Origin of the sequence: Nocardia sp. NPDC058519, assembly GCF_042719755.1 — a bacterium.
In the GTDB taxonomy this organism is placed as follows: Bacteria; Actinomycetota; Actinomycetes; order Mycobacteriales; family Mycobacteriaceae; genus Nocardia.
On record NZ_JBHXNK010000047.1, the window covers coordinates 1 to 13940 of the forward strand.

General features: G+C 65.4%; 10 protein-coding genes. 4 read left to right on the forward strand and 6 right to left on the reverse strand.

Annotation, left to right across the window (positions count from 1 at the left end):
* Positions 1-111 precede the first annotated feature (111 nt).
* Positions 112-1371 (reverse strand): MFS transporter, encoded by a 1260-nt coding sequence (locus ACFWPK_RS32600; RefSeq protein ID WP_378922386.1) that lies wholly within the window; start codon positions 1369-1371, stop codon positions 112-114.
* Positions 1372-1598: 227 nt separating this feature from the next.
* Here ACFWPK_RS32600 and ACFWPK_RS32605 point away from each other — a divergent pair, with 227 nt between their 5' ends.
* The 4 genes from ACFWPK_RS32605 to ACFWPK_RS32620 all read left to right on the forward strand — a co-directional run bounded on the left by ACFWPK_RS32605 (position 1599) and on the right by ACFWPK_RS32620 (position 6899).
* Entirely contained in the window at positions 1599-3218 is a 1620-nt protein-coding gene (locus ACFWPK_RS32605; protein ID WP_378922388.1) for an ABC transporter family substrate-binding protein, read from the forward strand.
* 113 nt (positions 3219-3331) lie between these two features.
* Complete coding sequence (locus ACFWPK_RS32610; protein ID WP_378922390.1) at positions 3332-4243, forward strand: ABC transporter permease; 912 nt, start codon at positions 3332-3334, stop codon at positions 4241-4243.
* Complete coding sequence (locus ACFWPK_RS32615; RefSeq protein ID WP_378922392.1) at positions 4240-5076, forward strand: ABC transporter permease; 837 nt, start codon at positions 4240-4242, stop codon at positions 5074-5076. The genes ACFWPK_RS32610 and ACFWPK_RS32615 overlap by 4 nt, the downstream gene beginning before the upstream one ends.
* The gene (locus ACFWPK_RS32620; RefSeq protein ID WP_378922394.1) at positions 5073-6899 is read left to right on the forward strand and encodes a dipeptide ABC transporter ATP-binding protein; all 1827 of its coding nucleotides are present in this window, start codon (positions 5073-5075) and stop codon (positions 6897-6899) included. The genes ACFWPK_RS32615 and ACFWPK_RS32620 overlap by 4 nt, the downstream gene beginning before the upstream one ends.
* Here ACFWPK_RS32620 and ACFWPK_RS32625 read toward each other — a convergent pair.
* Genes ACFWPK_RS32625 through ACFWPK_RS32645 form a run of 5 tightly spaced genes read right to left on the reverse strand, consistent with a single transcriptional unit; the run spans position 6844 to position 13273 of the window.
* The gene (locus tag ACFWPK_RS32625) at positions 6844-8079 is read right to left on the reverse strand and encodes an acetyl-CoA carboxylase biotin carboxylase subunit family protein (RefSeq protein ID WP_378922396.1); all 1236 of its coding nucleotides are present in this window, start codon (positions 8077-8079) and stop codon (positions 6844-6846) included. The two genes, ACFWPK_RS32620 and ACFWPK_RS32625, sit on opposite strands and share 56 nt — an antisense overlap.
* Positions 8076-9314 carry an ATP-grasp domain-containing protein gene (locus tag ACFWPK_RS32630; protein WP_378922398.1) on the reverse strand — a complete coding sequence of 413 codons (1239 nt, stop codon included), beginning with the start codon at positions 9312-9314 and terminating at the stop codon, positions 8076-8078. Before ACFWPK_RS32630 ends, ACFWPK_RS32625 begins: the two co-directional genes overlap by 4 nt.
* Positions 9311-10525 (reverse strand): aminotransferase class V-fold PLP-dependent enzyme, encoded by a 1215-nt coding sequence (locus tag ACFWPK_RS32635; protein WP_378922400.1) that lies wholly within the window; start codon positions 10523-10525, stop codon positions 9311-9313. The genes ACFWPK_RS32630 and ACFWPK_RS32635 overlap by 4 nt, the downstream gene beginning before the upstream one ends.
* A gap of 4 nt (positions 10526-10529) precedes the next feature.
* Positions 10530-11849: a pyridoxal-phosphate dependent enzyme gene (locus tag ACFWPK_RS32640; RefSeq protein ID WP_378922402.1), complete on the reverse strand. Its 1320-nt coding sequence runs from the start codon at positions 11847-11849 to the stop codon at positions 10530-10532.
* Entirely contained in the window at positions 11846-13273 is a 1428-nt protein-coding gene (locus ACFWPK_RS32645) for a Y4yA family PLP-dependent enzyme (RefSeq protein ID WP_378922404.1), read from the reverse strand. Before ACFWPK_RS32645 ends, ACFWPK_RS32640 begins: the two co-directional genes overlap by 4 nt.
* Between the last annotated feature and the right edge of the window lie 667 nt (positions 13274-13940).

Here is a 13940-nt window from a genome sequence, read left to right on the forward strand (position 1 = left end):
GTCTGATGTGTAAACCACACCGCACACCACCGTGACCCCCCAACCGAAAAACCGGAACGCCCGGGTTCGACTGTCGTCGAACGGGGCCGTTCCGCCCTGCGCCGACGTGCGCTAGGCCGTGGGCACCGCGTCGAGCGACGGGATCTCGCGCAGCCGAGGGATACGGGACAACAGAATCGGCAGTGCCGCGACAAGAAAACCGATCGCCGCGATCCACAGCCCGGTACGCAAACCGAGCCAGCCGCCGACCACACCGCCAACGATCGCCCCGGTCGTTCCGATTCCCCACATCAGCGTCCGCATACCGGCCGTCATCCGGCCCATCAGCTCCGGTGGGGTCACCGCTTGGCGCAAGCTGGTCCCGGCCACATTGGACAGGGCCAAGCCCGCGCGCATCAGGAAGAAGCCGGTCGTCACCCCGATCGCGGCGAGCACCGTAGGGCCGGTGGCGAGCGGTATCAGCAGCGGCCCGGTGTAGCCGACCACGACAGCTGTGGCATAGACCTTCCCGAAGTGATAGCGGCTCACGATGCGCGCGGCATAGGCCGCGCCCAGCACACCACCGATGGCACTGAGTGCGACGACGAGGCCGATCAGCCCTGGGTCGAAACGTAGTTCGCGCACCGCGTAGACCACGAACAGCGCTTCGACGAACATGTAGCAGAAGTTGAAGCTCGCTCCCGCCACGGCGAGAATCCGTAGGTAGGGCTGTCGAACGATGAACAGAACTCCCTCGGTGATCTCCTTGCCGAGGTGCCGCTCGGTGGCAGGACGAATCTCCTCACGCGCCTTGATCGTCCACAACGACAGCACCGAAGCCAGATACGACCCCGCATTGACCGCCAAGGCGAACGGCGCGGTGAGCAGTTGCACGAGCACCCCGCCCAGTCCGGGCCCGGCGAACTCCGCCGCGGAAGCACTGGCGCTCACCCGCCCATTGGCCGCGATGAGATCGTCCTTGCCGACGATCACCGGCACGTAGGACAGCCAGCACACTTCGAACAGCACCGTGCAGACGCCGATGGCCGCCACAATGATGGCAAGCCCCACCATCGTGAGCGAGTCCAGCGCCGCCAGGAGAGGCACCAGACCGACAAGCCCGGCCCGCAACAGATTCGAGATGATCATCAGCGGGCGTTTGGCTCGTCGGTCCGCGAGCACACCGAACGGCAAGGCCAAGAACAGGAACGGCAGAAACGCCAGCGAGCGAAGCACACCGAGTTCCTCCGGTGATGCCTGCAAGATGATCACCGCGGTCAGCGGCAGCGCGAGGTTGGTGACCTGCGATCCGAACAGCGAGACCGTCTCCCCGAACCAGAAGCGGCTGAAGTCCTGGTTTCGCCGCCACCATCTCTTCTCGCCGTCACTCATGCTCGCCCCTCGTGAACTCGACGCGAAATCCTAACACGCCAATGAAAACGATTACCATTAACGATCTCCGCCTGAACCGTAGCCATCCTTATTGAAAATGATTGCCACTTACGATACGTTGCCCGTGATCGACGATCACGCGACCCCGACACAGGGGCAGATAGAGGACACACATGCGGTTCAGAGGCAAGGCATCATCGCTGTGCGGGCTGGCACTAGTCGCCGCGATGAGCATCACCGGTTGCGCAGGTAACCCAGAGTCTGTTCGTCCCGAGCACAACCTCGCGCAACCCGATATCAACAAACAGGACGCCACCGCACTGCGCGACGGCGGGGACCTGCGAGTACCCATCGACGCATTGCCGTCGAACTTCAACCCCAAGCAGGTCAACGGCGCACGGGTCGTGACCTACCAGCTCGCCGAGGCGATCCTGCCGAGCGCGTTCCTCGACACCGCCGACGGCGTACCGGCGGTGAACCGCAGCTACTTCGACTCGATCGAGTTGGTGTCCACCAACCCGCAGGTCGTGCGCTACGTGATCGCCGAGGACGCGGTCTGGAGTAACGGACGCCCGCTCAGTTGGCTGGACCTGCGCGGGCATTGGGCCGCGCTCAACGGGTCCGATACCGCGTTCGAGGTCAACAACCACGTCGGCTACAAGGACGTGGCGCGGGTCGAGCGCGGTGCCACAGACAAGGAAGCGACGCTCACCTTCAACAAGCCATTCGCCGACTGGCAGGGCTTGTTCCGCCCGCTGGTGCCGGTCGAGGTCACCGACAGCGCCGAGGCGTTCAACAAGTCCTGGCTCAACGGTCCCACGGTGACTTCGGGGCGGTTCGAGATCGACTCGATCGACACCACCGCCAAGGTGATCACGCTGCGCCGCAGCACCAAGTGGTGGGATACGCCTGCGAAGTTGGATCGCATCATCTTCCGGGTTCTCGCCCCCGCCGCCCGTGCCGACGAACTGGCCAACGGCGGAATCGACCTGTACCCGATCGGTGGCGACATCGATCTGTTCACCCGAGCTCAGTCCATGCCCGGCGTCGAGATCCGGCAGGCGACCGAACGCCGCGCCGGTCAGCTCACCTTCAACGGGGCCGCCGGAGCGCGCCTGTCCGATGAACGGCTGCGCGTCGCTGTCGCACAGGCGATCGACCCGCAGAAGGTGACCGATGTGGTCGTCGGCCGGATCGCACCGGGCACCAAGGCGGTCGGCAGCCACATCGTTCCGCCCGGTTACGCCGGCTACCGCGACAACTCCGGAACTCTGCCCTTCGACCCGGATGCCGCGAAGAAGGCACTCGACGGGCTCGGCTGGACGATGGACGGCAAAACCCGATCGAAAGATGGTCAGCGGCTGAACCTTCGGTTCATCGTCCAGGCCACCCCGACCGGACGCGCGGTCTCCGGTGTGGTCGCTGAGCAACTGGCGCAGGTCGGCATCGAAGCCGCGGTCGAGACTGTGCCAGTGGAGCGTTTCCAGGACACCTACCTCCAGCCGGGCAACTTCGACATCATCGCCTTCGAATGGACCAAGTCGCCCTACCCGATCTCGCACGATCGCCCGGTGTTCCAGGAACCGGTCGGAGCGAAGGCAGGCAACAACTTCGGTCGCGTATCGGTCCCCGGTATCCAGGAACTCTACGATCGCGCGATCGCCGAGTTCGACACCGCCAAGCGCGACGAGCTCGCCAACGAGATCGACGTGCTGGCGTGGAAGTACGCACACCACCTGCCCCTCTACCCAGAGTCCGGCGCCTACGCGGTGCGCAGCGATCTGGCCAACTACGGCGCCCGTGGCCTCGGTGCCTACGGGTTCGCCCAGGCCGGGTTCATGAAGTGACACGACGCGGTGGCGGGCGCCTGCGGGCGCCCGCCTCCCCGGCGCTGCGGATCGCGCGACGCCTGGGTCTTCGGTTGGCAGGCTGGGCCGGATTATGTTTCGCCGCAGTACTGTTGACCTACACGCTCGCGTCGCTGACTTTCGATCCGCTCGCCGAATTGCGCACCACACAGCCCCCGACACCGCAAGCGGTGATCGACGCACGCGCCGCCGAACTCGGACTGGACCAGCCGCTCCCCACCCGGTTTCTCACCTGGGTCGCCGGGGTGCCCGCCGGTGATTTCGGGGTGACGGTGGATGGACACGACATCTCCGCGGAGGTGGGTCAGCGTGCCGGCGCGAGTTTTCGACTGTTCCTGCCCGGCAGCGCGGCCGCGGTAGTCCTCGGCATCGCGTTCGGGATGTGGGGCGCACTCCGGGCAGGCCGATTCTCCGATACCGCGTCGATGACGATAGCCCTTGTGCTGCTGGCGATCCCGGTCTTCGTCCTCGGCACCGTGCTGAAGATCCTCTGGCTCCCGGTCAACGAGGCCGCCGGCACCGATCTGCTCCCGTTCAGCGGCGAGCGAACACCGGGCTCGGATCTCCAAGGGTGGGCCGCCGTGACCGACCGCCTGCGGCATTTGGTCCTGCCCACGGTGACAATCGCGCTCCCCCAGATCGCGTTCTACAGCCGATTCCAGCGCGCCGCGATGCTGGAGGTGCTCGACAGCGAGTTCCTGCGCGCGGCGCGCGCTCGCGGGTTGACCTATTTCGGTGCCATCCGCACCCACGGCTTACAGATGGCGCTGATCCCCATGACCGCGCTGATCGCGTTCAGCTTCGGACTGCATCTGGCCGGCGGCGTGTTCACCGAACGAATCTTCGGCTGGCACGGACTCGGCGATTGGCTCATGACCGCGGTCGAGAACCAGGACGCCATGGTGGTGGCGACAGCGACTCTGCTGATGGCGGTCCTGGTAGTCGCGGTCGGCTGGATCGCCGAGCTGGCACTCGCCTTCCTCGACCCGAGGACACGAACATGACCGAAGACGCGGCGTCCCTGCGCGAGTCCCTGCGCCGACGGCCTGGTGTCGTCGTCGGCGCCACCGTCCTGGGCTTGCTGGCCCTCGCCGCGTTCGTGGGGCCGCATCTGCTGCCCTACAGCCACACCCAGCAGGACCTCACCGCCATCTTGACCCCGCCTTCGGCAGCCCACCCACTCGGAACAGCCCGCCTGGGTGAAGACGTTCTCGCGCTGTGTCTTCGAGGGTTGCAGAAGTCGCTGGTGATCGGATTACTCGCCGCTGTGCTCACTACCGTGCTGGCCGCGGTGGTCGGCACCATCGCGGGCTATCTCGGCGGAAAGACCGACCGAGCGCTCATGGCGGTGGTCGACATCTTGCTGGTGTTGCCGCCGATCCTGGTGGTCGCCGTGCTCTCCCCCGCTTTGCGCGGGCAGTCCTGGCTGGTGCTGGTAGTGCTGATCTCGGGATTCCAGTGGATGCTGACCTCGCGCGTGGTGCGCGCGCGGGCACGGAGTCTGCGCACCTCGGGATTCGTCGTCGCCGCGGAGAACATGGGCGCCTCGACCGCCCGGATCATCACCCACCACATGTTGCCGCTGATGGCGCCGTTGTTGATCATCGACTGCACCATGAATGTCGCCACTGCCGTACTCACCGAAGCCGGACTGAGCTACTTCGGTTTCGGCGTCCAACCACCCGATGTCTCGCTGGGCACTCTGGTTGCCACCGGAACCGGCTCGGCCCTGACCTTTCCCTGGGTATTCGTGGCGCCGGTCGGTTTTCTCGCGGCCACCGTGCTGGCTACCGCAGTCCTGGGTGAAGGCTTGCGCGATGATGAGAGGACCGGATGAGCCCACTGCTCGAAATCGACGACTTGACTGTCACCTTCGCCCACCGCAGCGGTCGGACAACAGCGGTTGACGGACTCACGCTCACCGTGGCCGCGCATGAATCCCTCGCCCTGGTCGGTGAATCGGGATCTGGCAAGTCGGCCACCGCGTTCGCGGTGATGGGGTTGTTGCCCGCCTCGGCCCGCGTCGAGGGATCGGTGCGGCTGACGGGCCGGGAACTGCTCGACCTGCCCGATCAGGAGCTCTCGCGTCTGCGCGGGCGCCGCGTGTCGATGGTGCATCAGGATCCGTTGGGTTCACTCACCCCGGTGCGCTCGGTGGGCGCCCAGGTGATCGAAGCGATCACCATCCACGATCGCGACATCAGCCGACACGACGCCACTCGCCGCGCTGTCGAACTGTTGGACGCGGTGGGTATCCCCACCGCGCGAACCAGGATGTCGGCGCTGCCCCACGAGTTCTCCGGCGGCATGCGCCAACGCGTCGGCATCGCGATGGCCATGGCCAACAGCCCTGAACTGATCATCGCCGACGAACCGACCAGCGCGCTCGATGTCACCGTCGCGGCACAGATTCTCGACTTGCTCGACGACGTACAAACCGAAACCGGCGCGGCCCTGATGCTGATCACCCATGACCTGGGTGTGGTCGCACGCTCCTGCCAACGAGTCGCGGTCATGAACCGTGGAGTGCTCGTCGAGCAGGGCGAGGTGGAGACGCTGTTCACTTCGCCGAGCAGCCGCGAGCTGGGGTCGCTGCTGACCGCGACAACGTCCTCGGCCGGCCACGGACGACCCCCTGGAAAAACGGTGCTGCGGGTCACCGGCCTGCGCAAACACTTCACCGCACGCCGTGGCCAGGAGGTCACGGCGGTCGACGGGGTCGACCTCGAGCTCGCGGCCGGGCAGGCGCTGGCGCTGATCGGCGAATCGGGCTGCGGGAAGACGACACTGCTGCGCGAGATCGTCGGTCTCAGCCCGCCGGAGGCGGGAACGATCGAGGTTCTCGGGCACGATCTCGCCGATGTGCGGCGGCGCGATCGTGCGGAACTGCGTCAACACGTGCAGATGGTCATGCAGGATCCGACCGCCTCGTTGAATCCGACGATGACCGTCGCCGATCTCATCGCCGAACCCCTGCGCATCCACGGGTGGTCACGCTCGCGCAGCCGCGCACGAGCCCGCGAACTGCTGGGTCTGGTGGGCCTGGACGACGGCTACATCGAGCGACGGCCCAGCCGCCTGTCCGGCGGGCAGCGCCAACGGGTGGCGATCGCCCGGGCCCTCGCGCCGATGCCCCGCCTGGTGCTGTTGGACGAGCCGGTATCGGCGCTGGATATGTCGTTGCGGGCGGGAATCATCGACCTGCTCACCGATCTGCGCGAGCAGTTCGATCTGTCGTTCCTGATGGTCTCCCACGATATCTCGCTCACCAGGCAGGCCGTCGAACACGTGGCGGTCATGTATCTGGGGAAGGTGGTGGAGTCGGGTCCGGTCGGCGATGTGCTCGACCATCCCGCGCATCCCTACACGCGGGCACTGGTCGCCGCCGCCCCGACACTTCATGTGCCTACTGCGCGCGCGCGACGAGCGGCGGTGCTCACCGGTGAGTGTCGCGGGCCGGGCGAGAAGTCCTCAGGGTGCGCGTTCCGGCCACGGTGTCCGCTCTACGCCGAACTGCCCATCCCCGAACGTCACCGGTGTGAGCAGGTGGCGCCGTCACCACAATCGATCGGTGCGCGGCGCATCACCTGTCACCACGCGGTCCTCACGCCCGCGTCGGCGCCGGGGTCCGGTTCGGTTGATCCAGCGCCGTCCCGGTGATCTGATACTCGGCGCCGACGCGGGTCACCGCCGCGGCCACGGCGGCGGTACTGCTGCCGCGGAATCGGAATCGTCCGCCAACATGCTCGTAGTAGGCGTCCGCGGCGGGCAGGATCTGTCCGGGTTGCAGCACCACCTCCGCGTACAGCTCGGGCACGGCGCCCAGCATCGGCGTGGATCGGTCTATGCGGCATGGACGTTCGGCAGGGGCCGCCACGAGCAGAAAGCCACCGACAGGCCCACCTGTGTCCACCGCACCCACTGCGGGAGGCTGCGCGCCGAGCGCGATCCGAAACGCAGCGCCGTTGAGATCGTAGTTGTGCAGATCCCGCCACACGAACGGGATCTCGGCGCCTCCCGCTCGGGCGCCGACCTCGAGAAACCGGAACACATTGTTATCCAGGAATGCCTCGAGGTGGAACACCGTAGGCCGAGTCGTGAGCGCCCGCAATGCGCGCTGCGCGAAAAGGCCTGCCCGCCGGTGTGTGGCCGCGTCGTCGACCTCCACCGAGCCGATCGGCACACCGGCCCGGAATTCCAGGCAGGTTCGCAGATAGCGCGAGATCGTGTGCACCACAACCTCGGAGCCGTCGAAGACTCCGTCGATGTGGTGGATCTCGCCGGAACTGAACGCCTGCACCATGGCACCTGATACGTGCGCTGGAATCTCGTCGCGGCGCGTCGCCACGACCACACCCGCGCTCGAACTCCCGGCGCGCGGCTTCACCACGACCGGCCAACCGTGGGCGACGGCGAACCGCTCGACATCGCTCCCGTCACCGATTTCGGCAAAGGCGGGAACGTCGATCCCCGACGCCGCGACGAGGGTGCTCATGGTGACCTTGTCCCGGAACGGCATCGTCTCGGCGACGGTCGGTCCCGGGCAACCCCATTGCGCCCGCAGCTGGGCCGCCACGATCAGATCGTCCTCCTTGAGGGCGACGATGTGATCGGGCGGCCCGAAGCGTCGTGCCAGCGTCCGCACCTCGGCCGCCACCACCGGGAGATCGTCGATGGCGGGAACCACGACGACCTCGCGCGCGGTGCTCGGCACCGATTCGGTCCCGACCTCGGTGCTGATGTAGGTCACGGTGTGTTCGGTGTGATCGAGGTAGCGCGCGTAGTCGGCGTATCGGTCACGCCAGCGGTGCAGGACGACGACGTGAGACCCCGACCTCACGTCCGCACCCGGTAAAAGCCCGGCCCATCGAGATAGTTGACCGCGCGGAAGTCGTCGGCCACGACCTGCGCGACAGTATGAGCCAGACCGACCATCAACGGTTCGGTGCAATCATCCACCGTGCGAGGAAGATGCTCGCCGGGCCGCACCGACAGGTGCTCCTGGTGGAAACTCGGCAACGCCCGCACCCGATCGAGCAACGGGTAGTCCTCGAGCACACCCTCGACCGGCGAAGTCAGATACGCCATCACGACATGCTGTTCGATGCTGTGCGGGCGCGAGTACTCCTGCTCGAATCGTCGCGGGTGCAGGTAGGCGTCGACCGTCCATTCCAGCTGCGACTCGCCCCCCGCCAGGCGCGCGTAGTACGCGGCACCACCACCGCAGAGCCGGATGCCGGCTTCCACCAGGCAGGGGCCGTCGGAAGTCGCCATGATCTCGAGATGCGCCGGACCGTGCCGCACGGCGAGTGCGTCGAGAACGGCGCAGGCGTAGTCGATCAGCTCCGGTACCTGCGCGGCCGGGGTGGAGAACACCCCGGCGTGCCGGTCGACGACACCGTTGACTGTCATCTTGGCGTACTGCCAGATGTCGGTCACCCGGTGGCGACCGTGGGAGCTGACCGTATTCACCGCGTATTCACTACCGACCAGGTACTCCTGGGCGACAACCGCCTCGTTCGATTGCCCGAACACATTCGTACTGCCTTGGATCTCCCGGTAAGCGGCGACAGAGTCTTCCGGCGTGGCGCAGAATCGGACTCCGTCGTTTCCCGCGCTGCGCACCGGCTTCACCACGACCCGGCCGCCGATCTCGCCATGCCATGCCCGCAACTTCTGCTCATCGGAGACCAGCAACTGCCTCGTCGCACGAATCCCCGCAGTACGCAACGTCTCGTTCTGTACGAACTTGTCACGCCGCGCGGCGCTGAGCGCACTGCCGTTGGTGGGCAGTCCGAGCGTCTCGCTGAGCCGGTCGGCCAACTCGACGCCGGTCTCCCCGCCGGTGATGACGAAGTCCGGCCGATGGGCGGCGACGGCGTCGCGTGTCGCGGTGAAGTCTCCGCTGTGGACGATATCGGCGACGAAGCCGCTCAGGTCCGGTCGGGCACGGTAGGCAGGCGGGACATCGACGGTGCTCTGCACCCGCACCACGCGCACACCCTCATCCATGAATGCCTGTGCCAGCGGCAGTGTCGGAGCATAGACATCCACAATGGCAACGGTGGTGCTCAACTCTGCATCCTCTCGCAACGGCCGACGACGGCGAGCAGCCGATCGATCTCGGCCGGGGTGTTGTAGACATGGACGCTGACGCGCACGGCGTGGTCCTCGGTGTCGCGCCCTGCTTGGCAGTGGCTGTCGGCGCGCACCATGATGCCCTCGTCCGCCAAGACGAATCCCAGATCGTCGGAGCGCACCCGCCGGTGCCGGAAGGTGACGATGCTCTCCCGACGTTGCACGGGCGAATCGGCGGACAGACTGTTCTGACAACCCAGCACCTGGACGCCGTCGAGCCTGCTCAACCCGTCGGTCAGACGCGCGCACAGTGCGGAATTCCAGGCCCTGACGTCGGCAGGCCCGACCATGTCGAGCCAGTCGAACGCCGCCGCCATGCTGACGATGCCCGCGGTGTTCGGTGTTCCCGACCAGCCTTGCTGGACGAACCGCGGGCCGCGCCGGTTACGCGCCCAGACGGCGCCGATCCCCGGCAAGGCCATCATCTTGTGTCCGGAGAAGACGACGAAATCCACATCCAGGTCGGCCACCGAGACCGGCCCGTGCCCAACGCTCTGGGCGGCGTCCAGACAGATCGGCACCTCCGGCCCGACCACTTCGCGGATCCGGTGCACGTTCATATCCGCGCCGAACACGTGGTGGACATGGGTCGCCGCGACGAACTTCGTCCGGGTATTCATCAACGCCGGCAGTGCCCGATGATCGTAGTCACCCGAGGCCGCGTCCACCGGCATCGACTTGACTGCTATGCGGACGCCGCGGCGGGCCAAATCGGCCCGAAGATCGAGCCACGGCGCCAAGTTCGACTGGTGATCACCGAACGGCACGATGATCTCGTCACCGTTGGTGAGCACCTCGGCCAACCAGTCCTGGGCGACCGCGCGCAGCCCCGCACTTGTGCCGCTGACGAACTCCACCGAGGAGTCGGCGCCGTCATCTCCCAAGGCTTTTCGCACGCGGTCGCGCGCCTGCTCGATGCGGGTGGTGGTGCTGGTCGCCCAAGGGTAGGAACCTCGTCCGACATTGGCGTTGTCGCTGGTCAGAAAATCGTTGACAGCGTCGAGTACCGCCGCGGGCTTCTGGGCGGTGGCCGCGCTGTCGAGGTAGGCCATCCCCGGATTGCCCGCGATGATGGGGAATTCCCGGCGCAGTTTTGCCTGCCAGTCGGCGAGTCGGTCCAAGACCGCGGGATCGGTGATCGTGGTCATCACATCAATCCCGCACCAGCGGGGCGCCCGCGTCGCGCCAGGCGATCACGCCGCCGCGCAGACTCCGCACGTCGCGATGACCCATCCGGGTCAGCAACGCCGCGTAGCGAACCGACTTCTCGCCCACCGGGCATACCAGCAGCGCAGGCTTGCCTGCGCCGAACGGCAGTCCCCCGCGCACCAATTCGTCGAACAGTTCGTCCACGATGTTGATGGAGTTCTCGATGTGCAGAGCCGAGTAGGCGAAGGATCCGCGCAGATCGACCACGACAGGCCGCTCGACGGAAATCCATGCTTGCGCTTGCGCGATATCCATCGACTGGACCGAAGCCAATTCGTCCTCGGTCACCGTATCGATGGAATTCGCCCGCACGGGCAGCTTCAGCAGTTCCGGACGCAGCCGGCGCACATAGCTCATGTAGCTCTCGACCCTGTCGCACACGATGAAGACTGCGGATTTCCGCGTCTCCAGTGTGGCGTCGACCGACGCGAGGTGGCGCACGGCACCGAAATAGGCCGCACCTGCCGTCGGCCCGCCCAGAATTCCACAGCGGCGATTGAGAACGAGCATTCCGTCGATGGCTTCCTGAGCCGAGACGGGCTCGATGACATCATAATTCCTCGGGTCGAACAGGCCTACCTCGTTGACCTCATCGATGTTGCGGATTCCCGGGATGAAGTCCGATTTCGTCGATACCAGTCCGACCACGTCGACATCGGGATTGTTCTCCCGCAGAACTGTGGCCACACCCGTAGACGAACCTGCGGTGCCTACGCAGGCGATAAATATATCCGGGCCCTCTCCGTCGAGATCTTTGATGATCTCCGGGGCCGTGCCGACCCGGTGTGCTTCAGGATTGCGCGGATTGAAGTATTGGTCGGTATGCAGATGTCCATTGCCTCCCTCCGACAGCATCCGATACATCCGCGTCAGCGGATCCTCGGAGTCAGTCGGGTCGAGACACTCGGTCTGACCAGGTAGTTCTTCGATCTGCGCGCCGAGCAGGAGAAGCAGGTCCTTGATCTCGGGGACTTTCATGCGGTTGGTTACGCTCTTGAAAGGCAACCCGTGCATGGCAGCAACAACGGCCAACGCTTTGGCGGTATTACCGCTGGAGAGTTCCACGATCGCGTCACCACGCTCGACCGCCTTCGCCAGACCTGCCCTTGCCATATTCCAGGCCGGACGATCCTTCACTGATCCGAACGGGTTGAGCATTTCCATCTTGGCATAGAGATCGATATTGCGCAGGCCGTGGACACTCGGATCGATGCGCACGAGCGGCGTGTCACCGATAACGTCGAGAATGCTGTCGAACTTCATTCGCGGTTCCCTTTCACGGGCCAGTATTGATCATCGAGACACCACCGCCAGGTGTCGCCGGTCGGATAGACGGCGACCTTTCGGGCGATGGGTTGCATCAGGGCGTGGTCAGCGGCGAAATCCATGAAATAGCCCGCCGTATTCACGAATGCGAGCAGATCACCGCGAACCGGTGCGCGTGGCAGCGTAACTTTGCGACGTGTGATCAGGTCGTCTTCGAGACACAGATTTCCGGACAGGTAGACGCCGACGGGATCGTCGTCGATCGGCCCGTCCGAGAGCAGAACGGGATCCATGAAGACCGCGTGGTCCTCGAAGCTGATGTCCCGGGAGTTCGCCTCGAGCCGAACCATGGTGTCACCCGCGGCGGTCGAGCGAACCTCGGAAATTCGTGCCAGCGTCAGCCCGCACTGATCGACCAGGGCCCGGCCCGGTTCGATGTAGAGGTCGTACATGCTCTCCATCAGGAGTGTGGCAAAGGGGCGCCCCAGCGATGGCGCGGTGCGGTTCAGCAGTTCATCGAGGTACCGTTCACCGGCCACCGGCCGATAGCTCGGGTAGATGCCGAGCACCCCGCGTAGCGTGCCGGCCTCGGCTCGCAATCCGTACCCGTGGTTCTGCCACGTCATCGTCGGCCGGGCACCGAGCACTGCCTTGCTCAGTTCCGTTGTGTAGCTTTCCCACTCGTCCCTGTCGGCAAGATAGTTCGCACCGAATCCGCCGCCGATGTCGATCGCCCGCGGCGCGAACCCGTGCGTCACCGCGTCGCGCATGGCGAGCAGGCATCCATCGAGCGCGAGCGCCTTCTCGTCCAATCCGTTGGTGTCGAGGTGATAGGACACGCCCAGCAGGTCGAGGGAGCCACGGTGCCGGTCGAGGATCTCGAACACCGACCCGAGTTCCCGCTGATGCACACCGAACCGACTGGGCCGGCTGAGAACCCTGACACCCGGCGAGTCGAACGCGGACAGCCGAATCATGACTCGCACGGTCGGCATCCGATGTCGGGCAATGATGTCGGCGAGCTCTGTCAGCTCTTGTGCGGAGTCTGCGTTCACAACGGCGCCGACCTTGGCCGCGAGCCACAGGAAATCTGCGTCCTTGGGACCGGTTGCCATGATTCGGTTTCCCGCGAATCCAGCTGCCAGTACATGTTGTAGCTCACCGAGCGAGGCGACGTCTACGCCGATGTCACCGGCCGCCAGCTCGCGGATCAACGCAGTCGACCTGTTGGCCTTGTGCGCGAAGTAGACCTGCCCAGTCAGATGATGCGTGCTGTACACCGATCGGTAGGTCGACGCGTTCTCCACGATCTGATGTGGCACAACGATATTCAGCGGAGAACCCAGTGCCTCGACCATGCCGGACAGCGCACGGGGGTCAGCGAGAACATTCTGCAGCAGGCCGCTTACCTGGGGTTTCAAACGTAACTCTGTATGCAACGCAACCTCGATCGAACGCCAACCGTCCATAGCCCGACAGGTCCATGAAATCGATTGGGGCAAAACGTAACTACTTCTAACGATGTGCCCGTGGACCGATGCCCACCCCTGGCCGAGGAGGGGGCGGCCTCCACCTTTCTATCCAGGTACACGGAGTTGTTGTGGCCGCTTCAACGTTCGAGAGCGCCCTAGCAGCAGTTAATGACAATGATTTTCAGTAATGACATCATGGCCCGTCCACCAACCTTGCGCAACCCCACCACCCGCCGACCCCCCCATCTCGGCCGGATACGCAGCTACGACAACGCAGTCCAGCGTCTGCTGCGCGGCCCCACGATCTCCGTTCGTCGCAGCGGCTCGTCCAGACCACATCGCCCGAGACATCAGGGCCGCAGGTCACTCACCCTGCATCACCCCCGATCCACCAACAGCTCAATGGGTTTCGACCGCACCGCGCCAGGTGCCCCACACCGGCGGCTCGACCGCGCCACAGCCGGTCTCACCTCTGAATTGTCGGGGATCAGCGGTGGTAGCGCTTTCGAATTGTGACGAAGCCCTTGCCCGCCGATGATCAGCGCCACGCGACGAAATGCAGCCAACCTTTCGCATATCGCCGACATCGTGGTGGTGGTTGACACCCCTGCAGTGT

Bases quoted from the DNA above. Each gene is read 5' to 3' on its own strand.
- ACFWPK_RS32600 (WP_378922386.1), bottom strand. From the start codon at position 1,371: ATGAGTGACGGCGAGAAGAGATGGTGGCGGCGAAACCAGGACTTCAGC.
- ACFWPK_RS32605 (WP_378922388.1), top strand. From the start codon at position 1,599: ATGAGCATCACCGGTTGCGCAGGTAACCCAGAGTCTGTTCGTCCCGAG.
- ACFWPK_RS32615 (WP_378922392.1), top strand. From the start codon at position 4,240: ATGACCGAAGACGCGGCGTCCCTGCGCGAGTCCCTGCGCCGACGGCCT.
- ACFWPK_RS32620 (WP_378922394.1), top strand. From the start codon at position 5,073: ATGAGCCCACTGCTCGAAATCGACGACTTGACTGTCACCTTCGCCCAC.
- ACFWPK_RS32635 (WP_378922400.1), bottom strand. From the start codon at position 10,525: ATGACCACGATCACCGATCCCGCGGTCTTGGACCGACTCGCCGACTGG.
- ACFWPK_RS32640 (WP_378922402.1), bottom strand. From the start codon at position 11,849: ATGAAGTTCGACAGCATTCTCGACGTTATCGGTGACACGCCGCTCGTG.